Origin of the sequence: Phytobacter sp. V91 (genome assembly GCF_965644225.1) — a bacterium.
Lineage (GTDB): Bacteria > Pseudomonadota > Gammaproteobacteria > Enterobacterales > Enterobacteriaceae > CBFFRJ01.
On the sequence record NZ_CBFFRJ010000148.1, the window covers coordinates 1 to 11805 of the forward strand.

The following is an 11805-nucleotide window of genomic DNA, read 5'->3' on the forward strand; positions in this document are numbered from 1 at the left end:
GCGGGCATCGTGAAAAATCTATGGCAAAGAAAGCCTTATGTTCTCATAACTGACGATTAAATCGCACCTTCCCTAAAAATACCAAACGCCAAAAGCGTAAATGGGAAATCAAATTTGTCTGCCAGTGATATTGCCATAATGCGGAGAGATCAACAGGACAAATAGCTGCATTTTTGTACCGCAATTTGCGCCTTTACTTACGGATAAGTGAAAAAGCAGCCAGCAAGGGGGGCTGGCTGCGAAGAGATTAACTGCCGGAGGTGGCAGTCTGCTTGTGGAACAGCTCACGAAACACCGGATAGATGTCTTCCTGATCGCGAATATGCTGGATCGCGAAGTTATCGAACATCGCTTGCAGATGTTCATACTCCCGCCACAACGTCTGGTGAGCACGACGGGTAATTTCGATATAGCTGTAGTAACGCACGACCGGCAGGATTTTTTTCGCCAGAATTTCATGGCACAGCGGCGAATCGTCTGCCCAGTTATCACCATCCGAGGCCTGGGCGGCGTAAATATTCCACTGCTGAGGGTCATAGCGCTCTTTGACCACTTCATCCATCAACTTCAGTGCGCTGGAGACAATGGTGCCGCCTGTTTCCTGCGAATAGAAGAACTCATGTTCATCAACTTCTTTGGCCTGGGTATGGTGGCGAATATAGACCACCTCAACGTTTTTGTAGGTTCGGCTCAGGAACAGATAGAGCAGAATATAAAAACGCTTGGCCATGTCTTTGGTCGCCTGGTCCATGGAACCTGAGACATCCATCAGACAGAACATCACCGCCTGGCTGGAAGGCTCAGGACGTTTTTCATAGTTTTTGTAGCGTAAGTCGAAGGTGTCGATAAACGGCACCCGCTCAATTTTAGCGCGCAGCTCTGCAATTTCTTTGCGCAGCCGCTCCTCTTCGAGCAACTGGGCGGGTTCACTGTTGGCAACCGTGTCCAGGTCCTCCTCCAGGCTACGGAGCTGACGTTTTTTCCCGGCGGTCATCGCCGTACGCCGGGCCAGTGAATTTTGCAGTGAACGCACGACGCTGATATTAGCCGGAACGCCGTTGGCGGTATAACCGGCACGGTGGGTTTTAAACTCATTAAGCTGTCGGTGCTGATTTTTTTTCAGATTTGGCAGCGCCAGATCTTCAAACAACAGATCGAGGTACTCATCTTTAGAAATCTGGAAGACGAATTCATCCTGACCTTCACCATCAGCACTGGCTTCGCCCTGACCACTTCCACCGCCGCCACCGCCACCCTGCGGACGCTCAACGCGATCGTTCTGCACAAAATGGTCGTTGCCGGGATGAACCCGGTGACGCAGGCCTCCACGCCCCTGATGGAACATAGGTTCGCTAATGTCATCAATCGGAATGGAGACGGATTCGCCGTTCTCCACATCAGTCACCGAGCGTTTGTTAATCGCTTCGGAAATCGACTGCTTTATTTGTGCCTTATAACGGCGTAAAAATCGCTGGCGGTTAACCGTGCTCTTATTTTTGCCGTTAAGTCGTCGGTCAATGAACCAGGTCATAGGCCCCTCCGATACTTTGCCTTTCCCATTCAAGCGGCAGGTTCGTTGGCTCTCCTCGCTCACTCCGGTCACTTACCTGGGTAAGCTCCCGGAGATTCGCTGCGTTGCCGCCTTCCTGCCACTCGAATGACTTCGGCAAATATTTTTTATCAGGACGATTTACGTACGCGCAGATACCATTCGCAAAGCAGACGAACCTGCTTGCGGGTATAGCCTTTCTCCATCATACGATCGACAAAATCATCATGTTTTTTCTGCTCATCGGTTGAGGTTTTGGCGTTAAACGAAATGACCGGCAACAACTCTTCGGTATTGGAGAACATTTTCTTCTCGATAACCGTGCGCAGTTTTTCGTAGCTGGTCCAGTTCGGATTGCGGCCGCTGTTGTTCGCCCGGGCGCGCAGCACGAAATTGACGATTTCATTACGGAAATCTTTCGGGTTGCTGATCCCGGCTGGTTTCTCGATTTTTTCCAGCTCGGCATTCAACGACTCGCGATCAAACAGCTGACCGGTATCCGGATCGCGGTACTCCTGATCCTGGATCCAGAAATCTGCATAGGTGACATAACGGTCGAAAATGTTCTGCCCATATTCAGAGTAGGACTCGAGATAGGCGGTCTGGATCTCTTTGCCAATAAACTCGGCGTATTTCGGGATCAGGTAGCCTTTGAGGAACTCGAGATAACGTTCCGCCAGCTCCTGAGGGAACTGCTCGCGTTCAATCTGCTGTTCGAGAACATAGAAAAGGTGCACCGGGTTTGCCGCCACTTCCACATGGTCGAAGTTGAAAACGCGTGAGAGGATCTTAAAGGCGAAACGCGTCGACAGACCGTTCATGCCTTCATCCACGCCGGCGTAATCACGGTACTCCTGATAAGACTTGGCTTTCGGATCCGTATCTTTCAGGCTCTCGCCATCGTAGACCCGCATTTTGGAGTAAATGCTGGAGTTTTCCGGCTCTTTCAGGCGTGACAGAATCGAGAAGCGCGCGAGCGTTTCCAGCGTGCCAGGCGCGCAAGGCGCATGGGTCAGCTCACTGTGATTAAGCAGTTTTTCGTAGATCTTCATCTCTTCTGAGATGCGTAAGCAATAAGGCACTTTGACGATGTAAACACGGTCAAGGAACGCCTCATTGTTTTTATTGTTACGGAAGGTCACCCACTCAGATTCGTTCGAGTGCGCCAGAATAATACCGTTGAAGGGCAGGGCCGAAATCCCTTCAGTCCCGTTGTAGTTCCCCTCCTGGGTTGCCGTCAGCAGTGGGTGCAGCACCTTGATGGGCGCTTTGAACATCTCCACGAATTCCATCACACCCTGGTTAGCCCGGCACAGAGCGCCTGAGTAGCCGTAAGCATCAGGATCGTTTTGCGCGTGATTTTCCAGTTTACGGATATCGACTTTACCCACCAGGGCGGAGATATCCTGGTTGTTTTCATCGCCAGGTTCGGTTTTGGCAATCGCGATTTGCTCAAGCACGGACGGCCAGACTTTCACCACGCGGAATTTGGTGATGTCGCCACCAAAGTCATGCAGCCGTTTTGCCGCCCATGGTGACATGATGGTGCCGAGGTAACGGCGAGGCACGCCGTACTCTTTTTCCAGAATCTGTGCATCTTCCTGCGGATTAAACAGGCACAGAGGGTGATCGTTAACCGGGCTGCGCTCACCGTTCGCGCTCAGGACATAAATCGGTACCCGCTGCATTAACGATTTCAGGCGTTCAGCGAGCGAGGATTTACCGCCACCAACCGGGCCGAGCAGATAGAGGATCTGTTTCTTCTCTTCCAGCCCCTGGGCGGCATGTTTGAGATAAGAAACAATTTGCTCGATGGCTTCTTCCATACCATAAAACTCTTCAAACGCCGGGTAGCGTCCAATGACCCGGTTCGAAAAGAGACGGGAAAGCCGTGGCTCCTGGGCAGTGTCCACCATCACTGGCTCACCAATGGCCATCAGTAGCCTTTCTGCCGCGTTAGCATAGGCACTGCGATCTTGCCGACAAATTGCAAGAAACTCCTGCAGTGTGAACTCTTCGTCCTTGGCAGCTTCATAGCGCTGGCGATAGTGATCGAATATATTCATGGCATGCCGTCCTTTCGTTTTTTAGCACAGGTTAAGAGCCGTTCATATGAGTAGTAGAGGCTCCCGGAAGCGTTAACTGAACGACGCTGATAGTCACACAGCAACCCTTATGCCAGGTTCAGTGCGCATAACAAAAAGCGGGTTCGTTGAATCGTCTTCTTAAAATAAGCGTAGATGGCATTTGCAAAACTTGCATGCTGTCAAAAACTAATTTCAATGACATATCAATAACTCATCCATAAATGCTCTCTTTTGTGATAAGCCTTCCATTACCAAATCACCGGCGCATCACAAATCTGCAAGCCCTCTGTCATATAAAGACAGCAGGCTATAGAGTTTAGTTTTGTACTGAATACGTAAATAAATTAGGGTTGCAAGAGACGGGCAGGTAAACTTCATTTGCCGATTATTAACAACAGGAAATAAAGGACTGTGACTAAATTCAAACTCCTGGCACTGGGTGTGCTAATCGCTACTTCCACTTTTACTGCGAACGCTGAAAGCAATTTCTCGCTCGGTGCGGGCGTGGGCATCGTGGAATCCCCTTATAAACAGTACGATCGTGATGTCTATCCGGTACCGGTTATCACCTATGAGAGCGATAACTTTTGGTTTCGCGGCTTAGCGGGCGGCTACTATCTGTGGAATGACGAGGCTGACAAGCTGTCCGTTTTTGCCGCATATTCGCCGTGGCATTTTAAACCGGGCGACAGCGACAACAACCAGCTACGCCAGCTAAATAAGCGTAAATCTACGGCGATGGCAGGGCTTTCCTACATTCATAATACCGAATACGGTTTCCTGCGCACTGCGCTGTCGGGTGATGTACTGGATAACAGCAACGGGGTGGTCTGGGATCTGGCGTGGTTGTACCGCTATACCAACGGCGCCCTGACGGTGACGCCGGGGATTGGCGTCGAATGGAGCAGTGATAACCAGAACGAGTACTACTACGGCGTGTCGCGCAGTGAAGCCCGCCGCAGCGGTCTGAACAGTTATGACCCGGATAACGGCTGGAGCCCATACCTGGAGCTGACCGCCAGCTATCAACTGAGCGATAGCTGGAGTGTTTACGGTACCGGTCGCTACACCCACCTGTCTGATGAAATCAAAGACAGTCCGATGGTCGACAGCTCATGGGCTGGCCTGTTATCCACAGGTGTGACTTACCGTTTCTGATTGTGCATTTTAATGGTGCAATCTGTGCATTTAAACAGGGCTAATGGCCCTGTTTTGCTTTAGCCTGGTGCATCACGTTCAGGAGGATGATATGGCAGAAAAAAGTGTACTTTTTGCAGGTGACGTCAGGCTGCCTGCTATCGGTCAGGGCACCTGGTACATGGGCGAAAAAAATAGCCAACGCCAGAAAGAGGTCGATGCACTGCGTGCGGGCATTGATGCGGGTCTTGGCTTGATCGATACCGCCGAGATGTATGCCGACGGCGGGGCCGAAGAGGTAGTCGGCGAAGCCCTGAGGGGCGGACTGCGCGATAAAGTGTACCTGGTTTCCAAAGTTTACCCATGGAATGCAGGAGGTAAAAAAGCCATTGCCGCCTGTGAAGCCAGTCTGCGCCGTCTGCATACCGACTATCTGGATTTATACCTGCTGCACTGGCGGGGAAATTACTCGCTGGCCGAAACCGTTGAGGTGATGGAGACGCTGATAAGCCAGGGTAAAATCCGCCGTTGGGGAGTCTCGAATCTCGACTATAGCGATATGCAGGAGCTGTGGCAGTTGCAGGGTGGCAAGGCCTGTGTCACCGACCAGGTGCTTTATCATCTCGGCTCGCGCGGTATCGAATATGATTTGCTGCCCTGGTGTCAGCAACAAAAGATGCCGGTGATGGCCTACTGCCCGCTGGCGCAGGCCGGGCGTTTACGCGATGGGCTGATGCAGCATCGCGAGGTGCTGGATATTGCGGATGCGCACAATGCGACGGCGGCGCAAATCCTGCTGGCCTGGGTTATCAGCCATAGCGGCGTGATGGCGATCCCGAAGGCGGCAACGGTTGCCCACGCGCAAGAGAATGCGGCGGCGCTGGAGATTACGCTTAGCGTCGAAGAGCTGGCTCTGCTGGATAGCGCGTTTCCGGCACCGGGGCGCAAAACGCCGCTGGATGTAGTGTAACGCGAGAATACCCCCTCTCTGGCAAAGAGAGGGGCTTACTGCTTAACGGCTTACCTTGATCGTCTGCGCGAGGCGAGACGGTTTTTCTTCCGTCGTTTTCTGCGTCTTAGTAGCGCATGCCGATTCCACACAAACAAAGGTTTTGTAACCGTCATCGGGCATATCCGCCATGCTGGCAGAAAGTGCCGGGCCTGGGTTCCAGCCAACCACGTTAAAGTGATGATGATGAATCACTTCGATGCTACGGTTCAGTGCACCATCTTTAATCACGCTGCATGCTTCCGGGTTCAGGTAGACGCGATCGGTTCTGTCCGGGAAGGTCTGCACGCCATCGGTGAGCACATCTTCTTTGGCATCGTTCACTTTATCGATAAAGCGATCGCCAAGGCCGCTGACTTTTACTGCGCTGATATCACCGACATTGAAATAGGTATGCAGAGCGGACAACGTCTCGAACTCGCCGTGAGCTTCCAGCTCGATTTCGCAGGTCTTCGCCAGTTTGAAGCGCGCTAACAGCGTAAAGTCATGCGCCCAGAATTTACGGGACTCATCGCTGCTCTGCAGTTCAAAGGTCAGCACTACGCCATTGTCGTCTTCGTTATGCGCTTTTAAGGTCCACGGCAGATTACGCGCAAAACCATGAGCCGGCAGACCTGGCTGGGCGGCCGGGCCAAACCACGGCCAGCAGATTGGCACGCCGCCACGCAGGGCAACGCCATGTTTGAATGGGGTGTTCGCACTCAGCCACAGTACCTCTTCTTCACCCACTGGTTTCCAGGAGAGCAGATGTGCGCCCTGCAGGGCTACGGAGGCTTTGACTTTCGGGTGATCGACGACGATAACGTCCAGTTCGTCATTCACACGACGGGAGAGAGTAGAGGTAATTTGTTCGACGACCGGGAGAGCAAAAATTGTGTTTATCATGGTGCAATCCTTCGTTAGCGTGACACTAAAAACAAAAAAGGCGACCGAGGTCGCCTTGATAGATCAGTTTCTCACCTCAACTTATTTGGAGATGTGAGCGATCAGGTCCAGAACTTTGTTGGAATAACCGGTTTCGTTGTCGTACCAGGATACCAGTTTCACGAAGTTGTCGTTCAGTGCGATACCTGCTTTAGCATCGAACACGGAAGTGCAAACTTCGCCGTTGAAATCGGTAGATACAACGTCATCTTCGGTGTAACCCAGAACGCCTTTCATTGCGCCTTCAGAAGCCGCTTTGATTGCTTTCTTGATTTCTTCGTAAGACGCTGCTTTTTCCAGACGAACGGTCAGGTCAACAACAGAGACGTTAGGAGTAGGAACACGGAACGCCATGCCGGTCAGTTTACCGTTCAGCTCTGGCAGAACAACGCCTACAGCTTTAGCAGCACCGGTAGAGGACGGGATGATGTTCTGTGCTGCGCCACGACCGCCGCGCCAGTCTTTGTGAGACGGGCCATCAACGGTTTTCTGAGTAGCGGTAGTTGCGTGAACGGTGGTCATCAGGCCTTCAACGATACCGAAGTTGTCGTTGATAACTTTTGCCAGCGGTGCCAAGCAGTTGGTGGTGCAGGATGCGTTGGAAACGATGTCCTGGCCAGCATATTTTTCAAAGTTAGCGCCACGAACAAACATCGGGGTGCTGTCTTTGGAAGGACCAGTCAGAACAACTTTTTTCGCGCCAGCAGTGATGTGCTTACGAGCAGTTTCGTCGGTCAGGAAGATACCGGTAGCTTCAGCAACAACGTCAACGCCAATTTCGTTCCATTTCAGGTTAGCCGGATCTTTCTCAGCAGTAACACGGATGGTTTTGCCGTTAACAACCAGGTTGCCGTCTTTCACTTCAACGGTGCCTTTGAAACGACCGTGAGTGGAGTCATATTTCAGCATGTAAGCCATGTACTCTGCGTCTAACAGATCGTTGATACCAACGATTTCGATGTCAGAACGTTCCTGAGCAGCACGGAAAACAATGCGACCGATACGGCCAAAACCGTTGATACCTACTTTGATAGTCATATATTCCACCAGCTATTTGTTAGTGAATAAAAGGTTGGCTGTAAAATTACAAAAACCTTACGCAGCGTCAAGCGGAATCGTGTCAATCATTGCGACAAATCAATACTCCGCATAACCTTTGTTCGACTGATTCGTCTCACTCTTCCCATGAGCATTCTCCCCAAGTGGGGACGCCGCCCCGAATTTTAAAGGTCATACAGGATAAAAATGTGAACGGTGTCACAATTACCCCTGCGGATTTTCGGCGCGCTTAAGTTTAGAACAAAAGTTCGTACTTCATTGTTAATGTTTTGTTAGAATTGCCGGAGTGTTGTACGAGTTCTAATTGTGAGATGTGAGCATATGACGACGAATTCCTCCCAGGACGACCTGAAAAAAAATCTTACAGAAATGCAGTTCTACGTGACGCAGGATCACGGCACGGAACCGCCCTTCACAGGTCGCTTATTGCACAACAAGCGTGAGGGTGTTTATCACTGCCTGATCTGCGATGCTGCGCTGTTTCAGTCACAAACTAAATTCGACTCGGGCTGCGGCTGGCCCAGCTTCTTTGAGCCTGTCAGTGAAGAAGCGATTCGCTATATCAACGATTACTCGCACGGTATGCAGCGCGTGGAAATCCGCTGTGGCAAATGCGATGCGCATCTGGGCCATGTTTTTCCGGATGGTCCACGACCCACCGGTGAGCGTTACTGTGTGAACTCCGCCGCGCTCAGTTTCTCCGACGACGAAAACGGTGGGCAGATCAAAGGTTAGAGAATCGATTCAGCAATTATTCCACCGGAGCTAATTTACCATGGATCTTGATCAAGTCATTAACAGCATGACGCCAGAAATCTACCAGCGTCTGGTTACGGCGGTTGAATTAGGAAAATGGCCAGACGGCGTGGCGCTGACGCCTGAGCAAAAAGAGAACAGCTTACAGCTGGTTATGCTCTGGCAGGCAAAACATAACACCCAGGCTCAGCATATGACCATCGACACCCAGGGCCAGATGGTGATGAAGACCAAACAGCAGCTGAAAGAAGAGTTCGGGATCGGCAGCAAGCCGATTGCCACCCTCAAAATCCAGTAATTTCTCTTCTGCCCGGCAGACGGCGGCACCCAGGCGTACCGTCGTCTTACTCTCTTTCCATCGTCTTTCGATAGCCTCCTGATTTCCGCTCCCGCTATTGCCTTTCTGAAAATCTGTCTTTCCCTCATTGTGCTTCTTTTTATCTAACTCATTGATTTCTCTTTGCTGCGTAAATACCCCTGCTGATTATCTGTGATCTTGGTTGTGAAATGAAGATTAAAATCTTTTATTTAAAGATTTTGCGTTGACTTCAAAAATGTCAGGTGCCGATAATAGCCTCATCAAATCGCAAGAAAACACTGAGGATTTCACAATGAAAGCACTGGCTCGTTTTGGTAAGGCGTTTGGTGGTTACAAAATGATTGATGTCCCTGAGCCCGAGTGTGGCCCGGATGACGTGGTGATTGAAATCAAAGCCGCGGCTATCTGCGGCGCGGACATGAAGCATTACAAGGTCGACAGCGGATCTGACGTCTTTAACTCTGTGCGTGGACACGAGTTTGCCGGGCGTATCTGCAAAACTGGCAGCAACGTAAAAGACTGGAAGGTCGGTCAGCGCGTCGTGTCTGACAACAGCGGCCATGTTTGCGGTGTGTGTCCTGCCTGTGAACAAGGTGATTTTCTGTGTTGTACAGAAAAAGTGAACCTGGGGCTTGATAACAATACCTGGGGCGGCGGCTTCTCGAAGTACTGCCTGGTGCCAGGTGAAATCCTCAAAATTCATCGCCGCGCTTTATGGGAAATCCCGGAAGGGGTGGAGTACGAAGAGGCTGCGGTGCTGGATCCCATCTGCAATGCCTACAAATCCATTGCGCAACAGTCGAAATTCCTGCCTGGACAGGATGTGGTGGTGATTGGTACCGGGCCACTGGGCCTCTTCTCGGTACAGATGGCTCGCATCATGGGAGCCGTCAATATTGTGGTGGTCGGACTGGACGAAGACGTTGACGTTCGCTTTCCGGTGGCCCGCGAGTTGGGGGCAACGGCGGTGGTGAACGGTTCAAAAGAAAACGTTGTCGCCCGCTGCCAGGAGATTTGCGGCAAGGACAATCTCGGTCTGGTCATTGAGTGCTCCGGCGCCAACATCGCCCTGAAGCAGTCGATTGAAATGCTCCGCCCGAATGGGGAAGTGGTTCGCGTGGGGATGGGCTTCAAGCCTCTTGATTTCTCAATTAACGACATCACCGCCTGGAACAAAAGCATCATCGGCCATATGGCGTATGACTCCGTATCCTGGCGCAACGCTATCCGTCTGCTGGCTTCCGGCGATATCCAGGTGAAACCGATGATCACCCACCGACTTGGCCTTTCCGAGTGGGAAAAAGGGTTCGACGCGATGCTCGATAAAACGGCCATCAAAGTCATCCTGACCTATGACTACGACCACTAATCCTCCGCGGCGTCACCTTTTAAAGGAATTGAAAGATGGAACCATTACAAAGACCCAACTGCGGGGCGAGGTTAGACAGACTTCCCGACAGCCACTGGCATTACACCATGTTTGGTATGGTGGCTTTCGGTTTACTGGTGTGCTGGAGCAATGCGGTGGGAGGGCTAATCCTCGCGCAGCTAAAAGAACTGGGCTGGACGGACAACTCGACGACCGCCACCTTTTCGGCCATTACGACCGCCGGGATGTTTGCCGGTGCATTAGTGGGCGGCATCATCGGCGACAAAATAGGTCGCAAGAAAGCATTTTTGCTCTATGAGGCCATCCATATCGCCTCAATGGTCGTTGGGGCGTTCTCGCCGGACATGACGTTCCTGATTGCCTGTCGCCTGGTGATGGGGTTCGGTCTGGGGGCGCTGCTGGTGACGCTGTTTGCCGGGTTCACCGAATATATGCCGGGCCGAAGCCGGGGAACCTGGTCGAGTCGCGTCTCTTTTATTGGCAACTGGTCGTATCCGCTCTGCTCATTAATCGCGATGGGACTGACGACGCTTGTCAGCGCTGAATGGAACTGGCGGGTGCAGCTTATCATTCCCGGCGTGCTGTCGCTGATTGCCACCGGTTGGGCATGGCGCTGCTTCCCGGAATCCCCACGCTGGCTGGAGTCCAGAGGGCGTTACCAGCAAGCCGAAGCGGTCATGCAGGAGATTGAACGTAAGGTCAGTGCGCAGACCGGGCAGACGCTGAGCCCGGTATCGCCGACCGAAGTGAAAGCACTTCCCAAAACGGTGCCTTACTCTTCACTGCTCAAAGGGGTGCTATTAAAGCGGGTTATCCTCGGATCCTTTGTGCTTATTGCCTTGAACGTTGTGCAGTACACCTTGATTAACTGGCTGCCGACCATTTTTATGAGCCAGGGAATCAACCTTAAAGATTCAATTGTTTTAAACACCATGAGTATGTTTGGCGCGCCGTTCGGCATTTTCATTGCCATGATGGTGATGGATAAAATTCCGCGCAAAACGATGGGCGTCGGACTGCTGCTGCTCATTGCCGCGCTGGGATACGTCTATTCGCTGCAAACCACCATGATGATGATTACCCTGTGCGGCTTTTTTCTGATTACCTTTGTTTATATGTATGTTTGCTACGCCTCGGCGGTGTACGTCCCGGAAATTTGGCCAACCGAAGCCAAATTAAGAGGGTCAGGCCTGGCAAATGCCGTTGGCCGAATAAGTGGTATTGCTGCACCTTATGCCGTTGCCGTTTTATTAAATAATTATGGGGTGACCGGCGTCTTTATTCTTCTCAGCACCGTTGCCGTTATTGTTGCCGCCGCTATTGCGATTATCGGTATCGAAACCAAAGGTGCCTCCGTTGAAAGTATTGGGATGGACGCTGTAACCAATAAATAAAACCCTACAAGGAACGAAAATGAAAAACTCTAAAGCAATATTAAAGATCCCTGGCATCATGAAAATTCTTCCTGCCGATATGCCAGTACCGCAAGATGATGAAGTATTAAGGAAGGTGCGATTTAATCGTCAGTTATGAGAACATAAGGCTTTCTTTGCCATAGATTTTTCACGATGCCCG

Annotated in this window: 10 protein-coding genes; 6 read left to right on the plus strand and 4 right to left on the minus strand. The window is 51.5% G+C overall.

Annotated features, from left to right (window positions below; all coding sequences use genetic code 11):
• Positions 1–247: 247 nt before the first annotated feature.
• Together ACSZO4_RS21975 and yeaG are read right to left on the minus strand one after the other, a co-directional pair.
• Complete coding sequence (locus ACSZO4_RS21975; protein WP_437891181.1) at positions 248–1531, minus strand: YeaH/YhbH family protein; 1284 nt, start codon at positions 1529–1531, stop codon at positions 248–250.
• 149 nt (positions 1532–1680) lie between these two features.
• Complete coding sequence (yeaG, locus tag ACSZO4_RS21980; RefSeq protein ID WP_437891182.1) at positions 1681–3615, minus strand: protein kinase YeaG; 1935 nt, start codon at positions 3613–3615, stop codon at positions 1681–1683.
• Positions 3616–4047: 432 nt separating this feature from the next.
• Here yeaG and ACSZO4_RS21985 point away from each other — a divergent pair, with 432 nt between their 5' ends.
• Both ACSZO4_RS21985 and ACSZO4_RS21990 read left to right on the plus strand, forming a co-directional pair.
• Positions 4048–4794, plus strand: a complete 747-nt coding sequence (locus ACSZO4_RS21985) for a MipA/OmpV family protein (protein ID WP_437891183.1) — start codon at positions 4048–4050, stop codon at positions 4792–4794.
• 91 nt (positions 4795–4885) lie between these two features.
• A complete protein-coding gene (locus ACSZO4_RS21990) occupies positions 4886–5743 on the plus strand; it encodes an aldo/keto reductase (RefSeq protein WP_437891184.1) in 858 nt (285 codons plus the stop codon).
• Between the two features lie 42 nt (positions 5744–5785).
• Here the strand turns inward: ACSZO4_RS21990 and ACSZO4_RS21995 are convergent, their stop codons facing one another.
• The gene (locus tag ACSZO4_RS21995) at positions 5786–6667 is read right to left on the minus strand and encodes a D-hexose-6-phosphate mutarotase (RefSeq protein ID WP_437891185.1); all 882 of its coding nucleotides are present in this window, start codon (positions 6665–6667) and stop codon (positions 5786–5788) included.
• A gap of 81 nt (positions 6668–6748) precedes the next feature.
• Positions 6749–7744 (minus strand): glyceraldehyde-3-phosphate dehydrogenase, encoded by a 996-nt coding sequence (gene gapA, locus ACSZO4_RS22000; RefSeq protein WP_437891186.1) that lies wholly within the window; start codon positions 7742–7744, stop codon positions 6749–6751.
• A gap of 342 nt (positions 7745–8086) precedes the next feature.
• Between gapA and msrB the strand changes: the two genes are divergently transcribed.
• The 4 genes from msrB to ACSZO4_RS22020 all read left to right on the plus strand — a co-directional run bounded on the left by msrB (position 8087) and on the right by ACSZO4_RS22020 (position 11624).
• On the plus strand, positions 8087–8500 hold the full coding sequence (msrB, locus tag ACSZO4_RS22005) for a peptide-methionine (R)-S-oxide reductase MsrB (RefSeq protein WP_437891187.1): 414 nt from the start codon (positions 8087–8089) through the stop codon (positions 8498–8500).
• Positions 8501–8540: 40 nt separating this feature from the next.
• Positions 8541–8819: a YeaC family protein gene (locus tag ACSZO4_RS22010; RefSeq protein ID WP_437891188.1), complete on the plus strand. Its 279-nt coding sequence runs from the start codon at positions 8541–8543 to the stop codon at positions 8817–8819.
• Positions 8820–9132: 313 nt separating this feature from the next.
• On the plus strand, positions 9133–10209 hold the full coding sequence (locus tag ACSZO4_RS22015; protein ID WP_437891189.1) for a zinc-binding dehydrogenase: 1077 nt from the start codon (positions 9133–9135) through the stop codon (positions 10207–10209).
• Positions 10210–10244: 35 nt separating this feature from the next.
• Positions 10245–11624, plus strand: a complete 1380-nt coding sequence (locus tag ACSZO4_RS22020; protein ID WP_437891190.1) for an MFS transporter — start codon at positions 10245–10247, stop codon at positions 11622–11624.
• Positions 11625–11805 lie beyond the last annotated feature (181 nt).

Excerpts from the sequence above, each read along its gene's own strand:
- ACSZO4_RS21975 (WP_437891181.1), bottom strand. The coding sequence starts at position 1,531 with ATGACCTGGTTCATTGACCGACGACTTAACGGCAAAAATAAGAGCACG.
- yeaG (WP_437891182.1), bottom strand. The coding sequence starts at position 3,615 with ATGAATATATTCGATCACTATCGCCAGCGCTATGAAGCTGCCAAGGAC.
- ACSZO4_RS21990 (WP_437891184.1), top strand. The coding sequence starts at position 4,886 with ATGGCAGAAAAAAGTGTACTTTTTGCAGGTGACGTCAGGCTGCCTGCT.
- ACSZO4_RS21995 (WP_437891185.1), bottom strand. The coding sequence starts at position 6,667 with ATGATAAACACAATTTTTGCTCTCCCGGTCGTCGAACAAATTACCTCT.
- gapA (WP_437891186.1), bottom strand. The coding sequence starts at position 7,744 with ATGACTATCAAAGTAGGTATCAACGGTTTTGGCCGTATCGGTCGCATT.
- msrB (WP_437891187.1), top strand. The coding sequence starts at position 8,087 with ATGACGACGAATTCCTCCCAGGACGACCTGAAAAAAAATCTTACAGAA.
- ACSZO4_RS22010 (WP_437891188.1), top strand. The coding sequence starts at position 8,541 with ATGGATCTTGATCAAGTCATTAACAGCATGACGCCAGAAATCTACCAG.
- ACSZO4_RS22015 (WP_437891189.1), top strand. The coding sequence starts at position 9,133 with ATGAAAGCACTGGCTCGTTTTGGTAAGGCGTTTGGTGGTTACAAAATG.
- ACSZO4_RS22020 (WP_437891190.1), top strand. The coding sequence starts at position 10,245 with ATGGAACCATTACAAAGACCCAACTGCGGGGCGAGGTTAGACAGACTT.